Raw genomic sequence first — 14,924 nt, forward strand, 5'->3', positions numbered from 1 at the left:
CAGCAGCCTCGGCTATCGCAGTCCCGCCGAATACGAGACCGCACTCGCAGCCTGACCATCACACCGATGGTGTCCGTCAAAGCGGAACAAGCTCAAGTGGTTCGCCGCTCCGCGTCGTGAAGACGCGGCTGGTCGGGCTCCACTCCATCCCGCGCGATGCCCGCTCCTGCTTCTGCCATCGCATGTGCTCTTCGAGGACGTCGACCACCTGCTTCGGCAGAGCGATGGTCCGGCGGCTCTTCCTGGTCTTGGTATCACCGTGCTTGCGGACCGAGCGCCACACCGCGACGTGCGGCGGGGCCCCGTCCTTCGGCTCCAGGAAAACGTGATCCCAGGTAAGGGGCCGCGCCTCTTCCGTGCGTACACCGCTGAGCAGTGAGAGCACGAGGTAGGCGTACAGCCGTGAGGGGCGCGCGGCAATGAGCACCGCTTTCGCCTGCTCCAAGTTCAGCGCCTTGCTCGGGCGGCCGGGGCGCCCCTCCGGTGCGGTGACGAGTAGGGCGACGTTCCTCGCGGCCTTGTCCCTGCGCTGAGCGTGCGCGACGGAGCGGCGCAGAATGGCGAGCAGGTCGCGCAGGCTTCGCGTCGCGAGGAATTCGGCCCTGTCGTCCAGCCAATCGTCGACGTCGTCCGCGCTGAGATCCTTCAACTTGGCCTTGCCGATGAACGGAATCAGGTGCTTGTTCGCCATCGAGCGGTTCTTGCCGATGGTGCCTTTCTCGTCGCGACCCTTGAGTCCACGCTCCAACCAGTCGTTCACCGCGTCGGCCACGGTGTAGTTGGCCGGCGCTTTGACGCCGGTCTGCATCTCCTTCTTCAGGTCCCGGATCTTGTTGCGCACTTCGGTCTTCGTCTTGCCGTACACCTTCGGTCGGCGGCGCTTGCCGTTCGGGGCGTACCCCAGGGAGACGGCTCCCACAAAGCTTTTCTTGACGGGGTCCCAATAGATCGTGTCCGCACCGTGGCCTGCCCTTTGGGCGCGCTTCGGGGTCTCGCTCATGTTCTGTTGTTCCTCCATAGGACAGGGCCGCGCCCTGATGGACGCGGCCCTGTAGATCAGTGGTGAAGGTGATTCAGGCGGTGGCCTCTGCCTCGCTCTTGAGGAGTTCGACGTACCGCGCGATGTACTCCGGCGGCACGAGTCGGCGGCGGCCTATGCGGACGGTCTGAAGTCGCCCGAGGCGTATCTCCTCGTAGACCATCGAGCGTCCGATCCTGAGTGCCTTGGCTGCTTCTTCGGGGCGATAGAGGAGCTGTTCGGCAGGTTCAGCAACGGTGGCCATGCGGCGGTGCCTCCTCGGCAGGGTTCCGGGGACTGTGGCCCCCTTCCTGTCAGGTCCGCTACTTCCGCTACCTCCGCTACCTCCCTGGTCAGGGGCATGATCCAGGTAGCGGATAGGGGTAGCGGTAGCGGATGGAGCCGCTACCGGCCCCGGGTTCGTGACCGCGGGGCGGGTAGCGGATGGGGTGTTGCGGTAGCGGATGCGGAGCGGCTTGCCGCTACCCGGAAACCGCCTCTGAGCTGCCCGGTAGCGGAGGTAGCGGAAGTAGCGCACTTTCCGCGGGGGGCGGGCAGTAGCGCTGCCACGCGTCGTGCAGATCGCTCGCGTAGTAGCCCTTCATGACGCTCCCGCCTGCCTTGATGTTGCGGGCCGCGATGGGTGTGTTGTCCGCGGTCATGTACTCGCGCAGCATCCGAGACAGCCCGCGGGCATCGAGCGGCTTGCCGCTCATGTCCGCCCACGGCGCCTCTTCCAGGCTGTGCAGCCTGTCGAGGATAGCGACGGTGGGCAGGCGGTCTATGCCGTTGAACACGTAGTCGCGCAAGTCCGTGAGCAGGCGGATACCGATGCTGCCCTTGTCGCTGGTCTTGGCCGCGTTCACCAGCTCGATGCACGCGGTTCGGGCCTGCTCCGGCCACGCGCCGCCCGCGGCGTCCGCGATGGCGAGCAGGGGTTCCCACACGTCCGCGGGCCGGTCGCTGATGCCCTCCGGCAGTGCCGGGAACACCCCGTCGACCAGGTGGCGCACGGACTGTGCCCATGCGGCGAGCCGGTCACGCAGCGCGTGGCCCTCCTTCTCGTGGATACGCTGCCGGAACGGCTCAACCCGCTCGTTCGGTGCACGGCGACGCATGCGGACGATGACCGAGCGGGTCAGGATTGTGTCCGGCAGCGAGCCGAGACCGGCGACGGCGACCCCGCAGAACGACGGGAACTCCTGCACCTGCTGATTGGAGCCGTCGCCGACGCAGCGCCACATGACGCCGGAGCGACGGTGACCGGCGTTCAGGAAGCCGCGGAGCTGTTCGTTCTCTCCGGCCTTGGGACCGAATACGGTGTCAATCTCGTCGAACAGGATCGTGGGGCGTCCCTCCATGCCAGACACCGCGCGGAAGAGCGCGGAGGCGGAAGCGTTGACCGCGACCATCGGTTGCGGCACGAGGGTTTCCACGATCTCCAGCGCGCGCGATTTGCCGGAGCCGGGTTCCGGCGACAGGAAGGCGAGCCGCGGTGTGGAGTCGAAGCAGTCGAGCAGGTGCGCGTGCGCGTCCCACAGCGTCACTGCGACGTACGCGGCTTCGAGAGGGAAGATGTTGAAGCGGCGGTGGAAGGCTTCGACTTCGTCGAGCAGTGCGGAGCCGTCCATGGCGGGTGCCGGCGGGTTGGTGCTCATGCCGCCTGCCTCCCTTCCTGGTTGGTGCGGAGCGGGCATGCGTCACGGTGGGCAGCGTGGTCGTCGACCAGGGCGAGCACCTTCGGGCGTCCGACGGCGCTTCGGTCCCTGCCGCACAGGCACTTCGAGGTAGCGGTGGGCACGGCGCCGCGCGGCGCAGCGATGCACAGCCACGCGACCGGATAGCGACCGTCGCCCGGGTGCGGGTCGGGACGAAGAACAGAGGGGACGCCCTTGCGGGCGGCGCCTTTCGGCTCGCCCACGGCCGAACCGGGCCCGGCTTCAACGGCGAGGCACGGACCGGTGGGAGTTGTGGAATGGCTCTTCAGGGAGGGGCGGAGAGGGGTGCTCATGCCGCCCTCCGCTGACTGTTGCGAGGGATGGACCACTCCAGACCGCTGCGAATGGTCGCCTCACACGACCGCGGCGACAGACCGGCCTGCTCCCCCGCCCACTGAAGAGCCTCCTCAACCTGCTCCCTGGGAAGGTCGCCCCACGCGACGAACCGCCCCAAGGCTCGCGCCGCTCGGAGCAAGGTGGCGTTGCGCTCACCCTCCGGCGCCTGCCGTACGGCCGCGGTTTCCGCGTTCAAGCCCGATGCTGCGTAGTTGGAGGCGCGAACGGCCGATGGTGCAGCCGTCAATGCTTGCGAAGCCTGACGAGCCGTCAGGCGAGCGCGCAGCCATTCCGGCAGAGGTGCGGGCGGCACGTCGTTGACGATCGCGTAGGCGCCCGTGGGGGTGAGGCTTCCGGGGGCAACGACGTAGCCACCCCACGCGCGGGTGTCGATACGCTTACCGAGCCGTCCGGCGGTGTTGCCGAGCCGGGCCCCGGGCGGGGCGGCGAAGTACAGATGCACCCCACCGCCCGCAGTCCGCACCGTGCGCGTAGTGGGCACAGCCTGTCCGGCGCGCTCGCAGAGCGCCCTGAAGGTCGTCACGCCGTGAGGCGTGTCCACACTGCTCTTCCGCTTGGGCATGTCGAGGTCGACGACGACCAGCCCAGACGGGCCGGTCGCGATGCCCACGTTGAACGCCAGATCGCCCCACGCGCGGCGGATGCGATCCGGGTCGATGGTGGCGCGCTCTTCCCACTTCCGGTGACCGCCCGCGCAGTCCCCGATGCCGGGGCAGACGTCTTCACCGTGCAGAGCCGGACGCTTGTCGCCGGGGCGGAGCGGGAGAACGGCCCACCCCTGCTCGGCAGCGGCAAGAGCGGCGTACAGGAGGTGACGGTTCATGCCGTCACCCCCGCCATGCTCGAAGGGGTGGCATGGGCCGGACGGCCCTCGCCCAAACGCACTCGTTGGGTCATGCTGGAGATCTCCTGCTCTCTTGGAGGGACTGGAGAACCGGGGCGGGCGCAGGCTTGTGGTGAGACGGCGCCCGCCCCGGGCGTAGCTAGCCGTGGAAGTGATTGCGCTTGAAGACGGCCTTACGGATGTTGACCGTGGTCCCGCCGCGGTGGCCGCTCGCGCTGAAGACCTGCACGGCAACCCAGCCACCGAAGATGACGGCAGCGAGGGTGATGAGCTGAGCGATCAGCGCGGTCAACGCAGCGACGAACGCAGTCAGCAGGAACAGTCCGCCACAGACGGCACCGAACCCGATGCCCCCGAGCGCGATGTTCACCGCCGCGCGCGAGACGGGCGGCTTGGCCGCGACCGGTTCGGACTTGGCCGGTTCGAGGGAGTAGCCGGTGACGACGCGGCCATCCGGCAGAACGATGCTCGTCACCGCCGAGATCGTGCCCGGCTGCACCGGTACGACCGGCGCGGACGACATCGGGGCGAGCGGGGTAGGCCGGTGGACTTCTACAAGCGCCTTACGGTCCGGATACGGGGTTGGCGTGCTCGTACACAGCGAGCCTCCTTCAGTTGCCGAGGGCGGACAGGGCGTCGGCGGACGCCTGCACGAGGTTGTGGATGGGCTCGTAGGCCCCGGTCCCGGCGGCGAAGAACCCGAACAGGAACAGCACGATGGCCGAACCGCCCCCGGCGGACTTGGTCTTGACGGCAAGGGCGGACGCAGCGCCGAACAGCAGCACGGCAGAGATGCTCAGGACCATGGTGGAAACTCGCTTTCGGCGAGGTCGGTGGGTGGATAGGCTCAGCGCGCCCCGGGTGCTGGCAAGTTCGGGGCGTTGACCGGCGACCGCGCCCACCTAGCTCCTGCACGGAGCGGGGTCCGTCTCATGACGGGCGGTCGTCTGTCTTTTCCTCAGCTGGTTCCGGAGCGGCAGATGCGGGCCCAGCGGCTGTAGAGCCAGCGGCCGATGCGGATGCGCTTGCCGGTGGCCTTGCAGCGGCGGCAGTCCTTGCCGCGCTTTTGGCGGCCCTTGCGGTCGGTCTTCATGGCGAAGCCCCAGCCGTTGCACTTGCGGCAGTTGCCGAACGGCGAGGCAGCACACACGGCGACGTAACAGAACGTGACGCCGAGGATGAGGGTGATAGCGAGCAGGGCAGGGGTCATGACGGGCCCTCTCAGGCGGGTTTCAGGGGTTTCCGCAGGTGGGCCACTATCCGCTAGCAGCCTGATCAGATCGGGTTTGGGGCGCTAGCGGGGCCGCTAACGTTAGCGGGGTGTGCCGCTAGCGCTAGCGGCCCCGGATGCTCAGCCCGCGTCCCGGTTTCCGTCACGCTCCGCGATAGCGGTGGTGATGTGGGAGCGGTCGATGCCGCGCCGGTTGACGACCTTGCCGTTGACCCGGCGGCCCACCTGGATCGTGGAGACGCCATGCGGCTTCAGGGCGGCGGCGAGCCCTTCGGGTCCCAGCCGTCGTAGACCTCGGGCCGCAGTTCGGCGAGGCGGGAGACGACGGTCTCGGACCACACCTTGGGTTCGTCGGCCGGGACGACGGCGAGGATGTCGCGCAGCAGGTCATACGCGCTCATCTCGTCGGCCTCGGGCTCTTCCCCGAGCGCGTAGCCGGACAGCGTGCCGGCGAGTTCGCGGGCCTTGCGGGCGCGGGCCCCGATGGCCTCAGCAGCCGGGGCATCCACGTACACGGAGCCGACGATCCGGGCGTGGAGTACCCGTTCATGCCGATCGAACAGCTCCTCGTCGAGGGGCGTCAGTGGCTCCGCCGCGTCGTCGACCTGCATAAGAAGAGCCTCACACTCGCCCAGCACCGCGAAGTTCTCGCACTATCTGGTTGGCTTGCGCTTCTGGTCGGCTGCGTCGAGTACGACACGGGCGACCGCCACGCGGCCGAGTCGACGCGCCAGGCCGCGCTCTCGCTCGCGACCGAGGCAGACCATGCAGAGGTCGCCGGGTGGGCACACGAAATGCGGGCCTGGTTCGCCCTTACGACCGGCGACTACCGCGGCGTCATCGCAGCGGCGCGGGCCGGGGCGGAAGTGGCACCGCATCACGGCGTAGCTGTGCAGCTCGCAGGCCAGGAAGCCAAGGCGTGGGCGCGGCTCGGGGACCGCCGGCAAGTTGAGGTCGCGCTAGACAAGGGACGGCAGTTGCTCGAAGCGATGCCGTACCCGGAGAACCTCGACAACCACTTCGTGGTGGACCCCGCCAAGTTCGACTTCTACGCGATGGACTGCTACCGCCTAGTCGGTGAGGACAAACTCGCGCGCACGCTCGCCGAAGAGGTCCTGAGGGCGGGAACGGACTTCGACGGCACCGAGCGCTCGCCGATGCGCAACTCTGAAGCCCGCGTCACGCTGGGCGTGACGGCGGCGCGCGAGGGTGACCTGGAGCAGGCACTCATCATGGGCGAACGGGCCCTCGAAGGTGACCGGCAGTCGGTGCCGTCGCTCATCATGACCAGCCGAGAACTCGCCGCCGAGATGAAGAATCGGTACGGCTCCGAGCCAGCTGCATTGAACTACCTTTCGCGGCTCCGTTCGCTCGCCGAACAAAAGCCTGGTTTCCTGCCACGATAGCGAAAGTCTGAGAGGGCGCCGACCCTAGGTCGGCGCCCTCTTTCGTGCTCGTTAGTTGCTACGGAAGTCAGTTCTCTTCACGTGCAAGTAGAACAAGAATCAACAGCGCTACGAGAACCTGAAGTGAGACAGACGCCTGGTCATCGGCGTTCGGCAGTATGGCCATCACGAACTGCGCCAGATCCTCCGGACCGAACCGCACAGGTTTTAGAGACACGAGGCAGCACCCTCCCCTACATTTGAGGTGCTGGGCTAGTTGGCCCAGCAGATCTAGGCTGACCTGCTGGACGGGTGTTGCCGCTACTGTCACGCGTTGCCACCTGAGCGGCAACGCTTGGAACAGGGAGAGCAAGATGAGCGAGCTAGTCCCTCTGAGTGAAGAAATCCCCGACGCGGCGCGAGCACTAGCCACGGAACTGCGCAGATTTTTTCGACTTCTTGAAATATCTGTTCGCAGATATGCCACTCGATGCAACTATGACCCCGCCACAGTTTCGCGATACCTAAACGGAAAGAGAGTTCCTCCGTGGTCATTCATCCAGGGCCTCCTCACCGAGGTGGCAGAGCATCGCGGGCTACCCATTCAACCTGGCGCCCTAGAAGTTATTCGCAAACTGCACAGATCAGCCCTTCAGGCCAGCAATAGGCATCTTTACGAAGTTCAGATACTCCAAGATAAACTGGCCGAAGCCGACAAGGAACACAAGCTTGCAGAACTTCGCGAAAAGGCCCTCTTGGAGGCGGTACACGTTCGCGAGCACCGGATTTCAAAGCTAGAGCTTGAAACTCTAGAGCTCAACTCTTCACTACTTGAAGAGAGAGAAAATTCCACGAATTTGCAGAAAAGGATAGATAATGCTCACTCTACCGAAGAGGAGCTCACTAAACTCAAAGAGGAGGTGCGGGAACTCAAGGAACAGCTCGACCGCGCACAGGAGCTAAGCGAGCAAGCCGAAGCAAGGTGCGAAGAATTGGAGCAGAAACTGCGCGAAGCCGAGGAGGCAGCAAACTCTGGCAGGGAAGCCAGGGAGCAAGAAAATCTGGAATCAGCCCTACGGGAAGCGGCAGAGGCAAAATCTACCGTCGACCGCCTCCGAGAAGAGCTCGAAGAGCTGCGGCGCGAAAAGGAGGCAAAAAGCACCAGCACGCCCACTCCCCCGGAACCCGCACCTAAGGAACCCACACAGGGGGATATCCTCATAGATTCGGCACAAGAGCTCTCTACCAATGTGCTCGCAGCCGAGCTTGTGAAATTGAACTTCCTCGACGAAATCGACGAATATCGCGCTTCGACCGAGATATCAAGAGTCTACCCACTGGCGCAGCTTGGAGAACTCGTCCTCGAAATCGACAAGATATCTAATTCGATTGGGCGGACGTTCCTCCTCCTGATTTGCGCCCAACGCCCAACCGAAGACATATTCACGCTAATTGAAAACTATGGCCCGCACACCATCGCCGACCATTCAAATTTCGCCGAAAATGCAGTGAACTGGTTCACGCGAAGAAGGACCTGGGCAGAAATCAAATCCATGGCCGAACTCCTAGCTAACGCAGGACTAACAGAATTGGCGAAACAATGCTTCTTGGATACTGGCGCAGCTCAAGCAAACCACAATTTCGTTGAGACCCTCAGGGAAAGCTCAGGGATTGAGCGCGAAATCGTACTTCAAAGTATGGCACAGAACCGAAGCGACGAGAAGCTACTTGAACTCCTCTCTGAACTACACAGATCCGATTCTCCTCTTCTCTCGACTGTAATGGCGGCTATGGAGAAGGTAAACGCGAAACGCGCCAAGGGCCTCTCACGGACGTTGAGCACCCTCGGAGTCTCTTGGTAGACGTAGTGGGCACCCTAGACATCGTCCTCAGGGACTGATCAATACGGTCTGCATTCTGTTTTGCGCTCTTCCCGGCAGCTCGGAGTCGCTCCTCAGCTGTCCGGTGGCCATCCAACGGGATGCTGGGAGAATCGTGGGAGAAGATCTTCTCCCGAGGCCTCCTATACACCATGCGACACCGACCTACGCTAAGGCTTCAACCAGCACGAACAGGCCCAAGGTTTGATGTCGATCTTGCCCTGGCCTTATACGAAGAAGTCGTGGGTTCAAATCCCGCCACCCCGACGCTGGTCAGAGGGCCAATCGCATGATCGCGATTGGCCCTCTGTCGTGCTCGGGGGCCAAACGGGAGGCCCAAGGAAGTGGATCAAGCCCTTCGATCAGCCTCCGGTCGACGTAAGGTGTCTGCCCTGCATGAGCCAGTCGGCTAGATCGTCGACCAGGGCATGTAGAGAACGTAGTTCCCGTCGATGGCCTCCGTCTCACGCTGTGCGGTGCCGTTGAGTGTTTCCAGGGTTCGTCGCGCTTCTCCGATGTCGCTCGAGATTCGCTCCCCTATGTCGCCGGGCAGGGAGAACATCGCGTTCTCTACACCAGTGGCAGCTACGAGCCAGTCGTGCCCATCCGTGTTGGGGACAGGTCGGCTGTGATCCTCGCGGGCCCTCTCCAACAGGCTGAGGTATCCGCCGCCCAGATGGAAAAGCTCTATCGCTGCCCGGCGCGCCTCCGTTAGGAGTGCAGCTCGCTGCTGCCTTCTGTGGGTCGCTGATACGACTCCCCAGGCTGTCAGCGCAGCCACCACGCCGCCCAGCATCGCGGAAAGAGCGCCCTGTAGCAGTAGCCCCCACCAACCTTGCGGATCCACAACGTCCCCGATCGTGGCAGCCACGCACGCTGAGCAGCGCACCCCTACACCAACGGTCATGGCTACCCGCAATCAGCCGACGACAGCCCTCAGGCCGTTATCTCCTCTCATCGGCGAAGATGTCGTCCATCGCTTCGGCCCCCTCTGTGATTACGGGCCGGAGTTGCTTCCGGTAGACAGCCTCGGTGGTTGCCTGACTCCTGTGACCGAATCGGCCGCTACCTTCCGAGCACACACGGCCTCAGGTGGAACGAGAAGCGGGGCTGCTGGAGTGTGCCTACCCGTCACATCCTCGAGCTGGCTCGGCACCTGCTGCGCTATAACCAGGTGATCATGCTTAGGCGTGAGTACAACCCGATCGAGAAATGCAACGGGGCCTGGCGTCACACAGCAGGCCCCGACTGCCAGTGCTCATACCGGGCGAGCACCTCGGCCAAGGGAAATGGAAGGCAGGCTGGATCGAGGTGAACGAGTTCGACGCTAACTACACGGAGGCTCCTGGCACTGGACCGTCTTCACCCGCGATACCGACAGGCGACAGCGCCTCGATCAGAAGCCCGAGGCCAACTGGCGAAATGCCCGCGCCACAGGTGCCTGTCGATGAATACCGCCTCTGCAATTCGTAGGTAGCTGTGTGACAGCCACCCCGAAAGGCCCGCTTCGATGGCTGCGAGCGCTGGCATGATGCACGCTCATGGGAGCGAGAGACGGCAGTGACGAGGCGTACGTGGTCGGCTTGTGCAACCAGGTACTTGGCGAGACCGCACTGACCCAGCACAAGTTCGACTGGCTGCAGGGCGACCCCGGGACGGGCGGCCGACGTGCCAAACTGCCGGTCGATGCCTACTGGCCCGGCCACCAACTCGTGGTCGAATACCGGGAACTTCAGCACGACCAGCCCATGCCCCACTTCGACAAGCCCGACAGGCTCACTGTCAGCGGCGTCCACCGGGGCGAGCAGCGGGCACTGTACGACGCCCGGCGCGATGAGGAGATTCCCGCGCACGGGCTGCGGCTGATTGTGATCCGGCCGGCCGACCTCGACGCGGACGGTCGCGGACGACTGCGCCGTAGCCGGGAGACGGACCTCGCTGTGCTGAAGAAGATCCTGGTACGCCACAGCGACGAGGACCGGGTCACCGACGCCTTCCGTACCTGGCTTCTTGCCGAGGGATGGACACTGGTTGATCCCACGGATCGTTGGACCGACCTCGAAGCCGTACGTGGTGATGAGCGGCTGATCTGCGAAGCGAAGGGCCGCACCAGTGAGCAGGGCATCGACACCGACATCGCCTACGGACAGTTGCTGCGGCGGATGACGAGCCAGGAACCCCTCACGCGGTACGCGCTGGTGGTGCCGTCCTCATCAGTGAAGGCCGTCGAGCGCGTTCCGGCGCATGTTCGCAAGCTGTTGCGCATCGACGTGTACGAAGTGACGGACGACGACGCGGTACGCCGACTGCCGGCATAGAGGGTTTCCGTCCCGGACCGCTGCACCCCAGTGCAATACGGTCAGCCGCAAGACAGTGCCAGTTCGGTGGCGGATTCGCGGCGCTGATGCCGTCGGGCGCCCCGGGCTCAGGACGTGGGCCAGTGCTTCGGCGGGGATGCCTTCGGGTCAGTGATCTGCAGACGGTTGTGGCGCGAGGGGTCGACGGCCGTGAGGGACACCAGCCGCTGCCCATCGGCCCCTTCCAGTTCGGCAATGGCGTGCGGCAGTGCGGCACACACGATGGCTGTCGCGGTGCCGAGGCCGACCAGGCCGCCGTACTTGTAGTCCAGCGATCGCCTGGACTTCCATAGGCCGGTTCAGTTGCTTGGCGTCCTTGGTGATGATCGCCACGCGGCCAACGCGCGGTCAGAAGAATGCGCACGATCTCGACCATGGGTCTGGGGACGTTCTCATCGAGCAGCTGCTTCACGCGACATCGGTTCGAGTGCCCCGCTGAACCTCGGGCTGATCCCTCCTCAGACAGGCTCCGGAAGCCAGCCGAGGTGCTTGATGACGCGCTCGCGCAACAGGAGGTACTCCTCCCAGCGACGGGGCAGCGGGCCCGGCGGGCGCTCGACGACACGGGCGGCCGTGACGATCTGTCCGCGCTGGAACTGTTCAAACGTCAGGTCGAGTTCGACGCCGCTGGGCAGCTGGTTCCACCAGTGAAAGCCATGCTGGGTCCCGTCAAGGTGCACCTCGCCCACCATGAGATCGCCGCCGAAGACATCGTTGACGATCAAGGCCGTGATGTCGCAGTGCCCCCAAGACGGGTTGCCCGGCTGCCAGTCAGCCTGATCGTCGGGCGAACAGGTGTCAGAGGCCCAGCTGGCGCGCAGAGCCTTGTCGAGATCAAGCAGGTTCCAAGGGATCATGCCGCCAGCATCGCACTCACCACTGACATCACAGATGGTGAGATCGCCACGGCCCCCAGCCGTCCCAAACTCGCAGGAGCCGACGAACAGTCGGTCGGTCTATTGCATTACCTGCGGTGGCCGCAGACCTGGGCGGAGCACCGCCGTACGATGATCGCCCCTAGACCTCGGTAAATGACTGAGCGGGTGCCCATGCAGGTAATCAGGAATATCGTCGCCGGTGCTCTTGGGCTCTGTGGTGCGCTGCTGGGGGCGCGGGAACTCCAGCGGCAGGCTTCCAGTCGAGACGGGAAGAAGAGTCTCCTGCTGCTTGCGGTTGCTCTCTGTGCGGCGAGCGTGCTGATCAGCCAGGCGTAGCAGCGGCTCTGGGCCGTAAAGAAGCGGGGCGGTCCTTGTCAAGGACGCGTGCGGCAGACCGTAAGACTCGGCCAACCGCGTACGCGGTGATCTCTCTTGTGGCTGATCAGGTGGGGATCCACTCAGGCCACTGTGGAGGGACGTTGCTCACCGGGCAGAGTCCGGAGTCGCCGGGATAGCCGTTCAGCGTCCCTCGGGTCGCGAAGAGCCACCATGCCGATGACACCGTCGCGACGACCACCAGCAGCGTCGGCAGTGAGACGCGGACCGTCGTCGGCGCGCGAACCACCAGGCGTCGACCGATGGCCCACGCCACGAGCCCGACAAGTGCTTCGCATCCCACGACAAGCGGGAGCAGGAAGTTGAGTTCGAAGCGTCCGCCGGCGTCGTAACCCGCGTCGCAGTATGCGCGCGCCCAAACGGTCAGCGACCAGGCGGCGCAGCCCATGGCAGCTCCGAACAATGCGGAGCCTGCCCAGGGGAGACAGGAGGTTGATCTCGGCTCGGCTGTGTGCACGACTGACACGACATCGAACGCACCATTCACGGTTCCGAGATGGGCGGGGTTCGGGTGAGTGTCTCACCGCGTGACAACGCCGACGAGCCACGACGGACGAGCACGGACGTCTGTGGATCATCGCGGACGTCTGCGGATCATCAGCGCAGTTGAGAGCCACACCAGCCCAGGGCAGTACCCCCCACTCGAGATGCTGTGGGACGAAGAGAGCGTGGGTTCAGATCCCGTCAGTGCGCCGCAGCCCCCGTCGGCCGGTCGGTGGATGCCGCGTCGCGCAGGGCTGTCAGGAGGCTGCGCAGAGCGGGCTGGTCGAGGGCGGTTTCGCGGGCTATCGCTGAGATCACGCGGATCGGTTCGGGGTTGCGGACCGGGCGTACGACGACACCGGGGTGGCGGCCGCGCAGGCCCAGCCTCGGCATCAGGCCGACGCCCAGGCCGGCCGCGACGAAGCCCTGCGCGGTGGCGTAGTCCTCGCTGCGGATGACGAAGTCGGGGCTGAACCCGGCCGCCGCGCAGGAGTCGAGCACCGGTTGCAGACAGGGGCCCGGCGGTTCGCTGCCGACCCACTGTTCCCCGGACAACTCGTTCAGGTCGATGACCTCCCGGTCCGCGAGCCGATGCCCCAGAGGCAGGACCGCGTCGTACGGGTCGTCGAGCAGATGGACCAGGCGGAAGCCGTCGCCCACCCGGCTCCGTGCCTGTACGACCACCGCCAGGTCGGCCCGTCCCCGCACCACGTCCAGGAACGGGTCCTCGGGGTCGGCGAGTTCGAGGTCGACCCGTACGCCCGGGTGTTCCGCGCGGAGCCGGGCCAGGGCCGGGGCCACCAGCGTCGAGCCCGCCGTGGCGAAGTAGCGGACCGACAGCGTGCCGATGCGTCCGGCGCGCAGATCGGCGAGGGCGGTCTCCGCCTGGGCGACCGCCGAGCTGATCAGGGCCGCGTGCTCGGTGAGCAGCAGTCCGGCGGGGGTGGGTCGCACCCCGCGTCCGACCCGTTCGAGCAGCGCGGTACCGGCCTGCTTCTCCAGCGCCGCCACCTGCTGGCTGACGGCGGACGGTGTGTAGCCGAGGTGGGCCGCGGCCGCCGTGACCGTCCCGCTGATGACCACCGCGCGCAGGACCTGGAGGCGCCTCACATCAAGCATGTAGCACAGCTTAACAGAATGGGTAGAACCATTTGCTTGTCCTCACAGTTCGCCTGGGGGATCGTCGAAGGACCGGACGGAACGGATCACGTACCTGGCCGGGTGTCGGCCGGATGGAGGAGAGCAACGTGAACAGTGGGCCAAGGAGTCTGCGGGGCGGAGTACGGGTGGCCGTGCTCGCCCTGCTGTGGGGCTCGACCTTCCTCTGGATCGAACTGGCACTGCGCGGCCTCTCCCCGCTCCAGGTCACGTTCGTCCGCTGTCTCCTCGGCGCGCTCGTCCTCACCGTCGCCTGCTACGCGTCGGGCCGGCGCATGCCCCGTGGCCGTACGGTCTGGCGCCACATCGTCGTCGCCGCCTTCTTCTGCAACGCGCTGCCCTTCGCCCTGTTCAGCCTGGGCCAGCAGACCGTCGACTCCGGCCTCGCGGGGGTCCTGAACGCCACGACCCCGCTGTGGTCGATCGCCCTCGGCCTGGCCCTCGGCTCGGAACGCGGACTGCGCCCGGCCCGTGTCGCGGGCCTGGTCCTCGGCTTCGCGGGCACGATCGTCATCCTCGCCCCGTGGCAGTCGGCCGGGGCCACCGGCTGGGGAGCCCTCGCCATTCTCGGGGCTGCCGCCAGCTACGCCGTCGCCTTCACCTACATGGGCCGCACCCTGGTGCGCCGGGGCACGCCCACCATCTCGCTCTCCGCCGCCCAGCTCGTCGCCGCGAGCGGGCTGACCGCGGTCGCGATGCCCGTCGGCGGCCTGGAGTCGATCGATCCCGGTCCGGCGGTCGTGGCCGCGGCCCTGGTCCTCAGCGTCTTCTGCACCGCGATCACCTTCCACCTCACCTACCGGATCATCAACGACGAGGGCGCCACCAACGCCGCCGTGGTCGGCTATCTGCTGCCCGTCGTCTCCGTGCTCCTCGGCGCGGTCGTCCTGGGCGAAGCCCTGAGCGTCCGGGTCGTGCTGGGCATGGTCGTGGTCCTCGTGGGGGTCGGGTTGACCCGGCGGAAGGACGCGGTGGCCACGGCGGCCGCCCAGTCCGGCGAGAACGAGGACACGTCGTCGGCACTCACCGAGGACGCGCCCACCGATGTCCCGTCGGCCACTCCCGGCGCGGCGCTGGAGAACGCCGGATGCGCGGGATGACCTGCGGCGAGCCCCGTCTGCGGTCGGCGTACGCGAGCTGGCCGAGGGAACAACGACCCCACCGGCCCCACGGGCTCTATCGCCCCATCGGTCCCAGCAGCCTCACCAGTCCCACCAGT

Annotated in this window: 15 protein-coding genes and 1 pseudogene; 4 read left to right on the forward strand and 12 right to left on the reverse strand. The window is 65.9% G+C overall.

Annotated features, from left to right (window positions below; genetic code table 11):
• Nucleotides 1-76: 76 nt before the first annotated feature.
• The 8 genes and pseudogenes from ABZT93_RS29330 to ABZT93_RS29365 all read right to left on the reverse strand — a co-directional run.
• Nucleotides 77-1,000 carry a site-specific integrase gene (locus ABZT93_RS29330; RefSeq protein ID WP_356110402.1) on the reverse strand — a complete coding sequence of 308 codons (924 nt, stop codon included), beginning with the start codon at nt 998-1,000 and terminating at the stop codon, nt 77-79.
• 73 nt (nt 1,001-1,073) lie between these two features.
• On the reverse strand, nt 1,074-1,283 hold the full coding sequence (locus ABZT93_RS29335; RefSeq protein ID WP_356110404.1) for a helix-turn-helix domain-containing protein: 210 nt from the start codon (nt 1,281-1,283) through the stop codon (nt 1,074-1,076).
• A gap of 217 nt (nt 1,284-1,500) precedes the next feature.
• A complete protein-coding gene (locus tag ABZT93_RS29340; protein WP_356110406.1) occupies nt 1,501-2,676 on the reverse strand; it encodes a DUF3631 domain-containing protein in 1,176 nt (391 codons plus the stop codon).
• 349 nt (nt 2,677-3,025) lie between these two features.
• Nucleotides 3,026-3,916 (reverse strand): bifunctional DNA primase/polymerase, encoded by an 891-nt coding sequence (locus ABZT93_RS29345; protein WP_356110409.1) that lies wholly within the window; start codon nt 3,914-3,916, stop codon nt 3,026-3,028.
• A 160-nt stretch (nt 3,917-4,076) separates the two neighbouring features.
• Complete coding sequence (locus ABZT93_RS29350) at nt 4,077-4,538, reverse strand: hypothetical protein (RefSeq protein WP_356110569.1); 462 nt, start codon at nt 4,536-4,538, stop codon at nt 4,077-4,079.
• A 10-nt stretch (nt 4,539-4,548) separates the two neighbouring features.
• Nucleotides 4,549-4,743 (reverse strand): hypothetical protein, encoded by a 195-nt coding sequence (locus ABZT93_RS29355; RefSeq protein WP_356110571.1) that lies wholly within the window; start codon nt 4,741-4,743, stop codon nt 4,549-4,551.
• A 152-nt stretch (nt 4,744-4,895) separates the two neighbouring features.
• Nucleotides 4,896-5,147 carry a hypothetical protein gene (locus ABZT93_RS29360; RefSeq protein ID WP_356110411.1) on the reverse strand — a complete coding sequence of 84 codons (252 nt, stop codon included), beginning with the start codon at nt 5,145-5,147 and terminating at the stop codon, nt 4,896-4,898.
• Nucleotides 5,148-5,288: 141 nt separating this feature from the next.
• Nucleotides 5,289-5,701 (reverse strand): annotated as a pseudogene (locus ABZT93_RS29365) (cell division protein FtsK); the annotation flags it as partial.
• Between ABZT93_RS29365 and ABZT93_RS29370 the strand changes: the two are divergent.
• Complete coding sequence (locus tag ABZT93_RS29370; RefSeq protein ID WP_356110580.1) at nt 5,702-6,574, forward strand: hypothetical protein; 873 nt, start codon at nt 5,702-5,704, stop codon at nt 6,572-6,574. It begins immediately after the preceding pseudogene.
• A gap of 353 nt (nt 6,575-6,927) precedes the next feature.
• Nucleotides 6,928-8,415 (forward strand): hypothetical protein, encoded by a 1,488-nt coding sequence (locus tag ABZT93_RS29375; RefSeq protein WP_356110413.1) that lies wholly within the window; start codon nt 6,928-6,930, stop codon nt 8,413-8,415.
• A 427-nt stretch (nt 8,416-8,842) separates the two neighbouring features.
• Here ABZT93_RS29375 and ABZT93_RS29380 read toward each other — a convergent pair whose 3' ends face one another.
• Nucleotides 8,843-9,304, reverse strand: a complete 462-nt coding sequence (locus ABZT93_RS29380) for a hypothetical protein (RefSeq protein ID WP_356110415.1) — start codon at nt 9,302-9,304, stop codon at nt 8,843-8,845.
• A 670-nt stretch (nt 9,305-9,974) separates the two neighbouring features.
• On the opposite strand from ABZT93_RS29380, the gene ABZT93_RS29385 reads away from it, so the two are divergent.
• A complete protein-coding gene (locus ABZT93_RS29385) occupies nt 9,975-10,751 on the forward strand; it encodes a hypothetical protein (RefSeq protein ID WP_356110417.1) in 777 nt (258 codons plus the stop codon).
• 497 nt (nt 10,752-11,248) lie between these two features.
• Here the strand turns inward: ABZT93_RS29385 and ABZT93_RS29390 are convergent, their stop codons facing one another.
• The 3 genes from ABZT93_RS29390 to ABZT93_RS29400 all read right to left on the reverse strand — a co-directional run bounded on the left by ABZT93_RS29390 (nt 11,249) and on the right by ABZT93_RS29400 (nt 13,666).
• A complete protein-coding gene (locus ABZT93_RS29390; protein ID WP_356110419.1) occupies nt 11,249-11,647 on the reverse strand; it encodes a hypothetical protein in 399 nt (132 codons plus the stop codon).
• Between the two features lie 463 nt (nt 11,648-12,110).
• Nucleotides 12,111-12,452 (reverse strand): hypothetical protein, encoded by a 342-nt coding sequence (locus tag ABZT93_RS29395; RefSeq protein ID WP_356110421.1) that lies wholly within the window; start codon nt 12,450-12,452, stop codon nt 12,111-12,113.
• A gap of 296 nt (nt 12,453-12,748) precedes the next feature.
• Nucleotides 12,749-13,666: a LysR family transcriptional regulator gene (locus ABZT93_RS29400; protein WP_356110422.1), complete on the reverse strand. Its 918-nt coding sequence runs from the start codon at nt 13,664-13,666 to the stop codon at nt 12,749-12,751.
• Between the two features lie 128 nt (nt 13,667-13,794).
• Between ABZT93_RS29400 and ABZT93_RS29405 the strand changes: the two genes are divergently transcribed.
• The gene (locus ABZT93_RS29405; protein ID WP_356110424.1) at nt 13,795-14,805 is read left to right on the forward strand and encodes a DMT family transporter; all 1,011 of its coding nucleotides are present in this window, start codon (nt 13,795-13,797) and stop codon (nt 14,803-14,805) included.
• Nucleotides 14,806-14,924: the final 119 nt, after the last annotated feature.

This window comes from Streptomyces sp. NPDC005303 (assembly GCF_040607335.1).
In the GTDB taxonomy this organism is placed as follows: domain Bacteria; phylum Actinomycetota; class Actinomycetes; order Streptomycetales; family Streptomycetaceae; genus Streptomyces.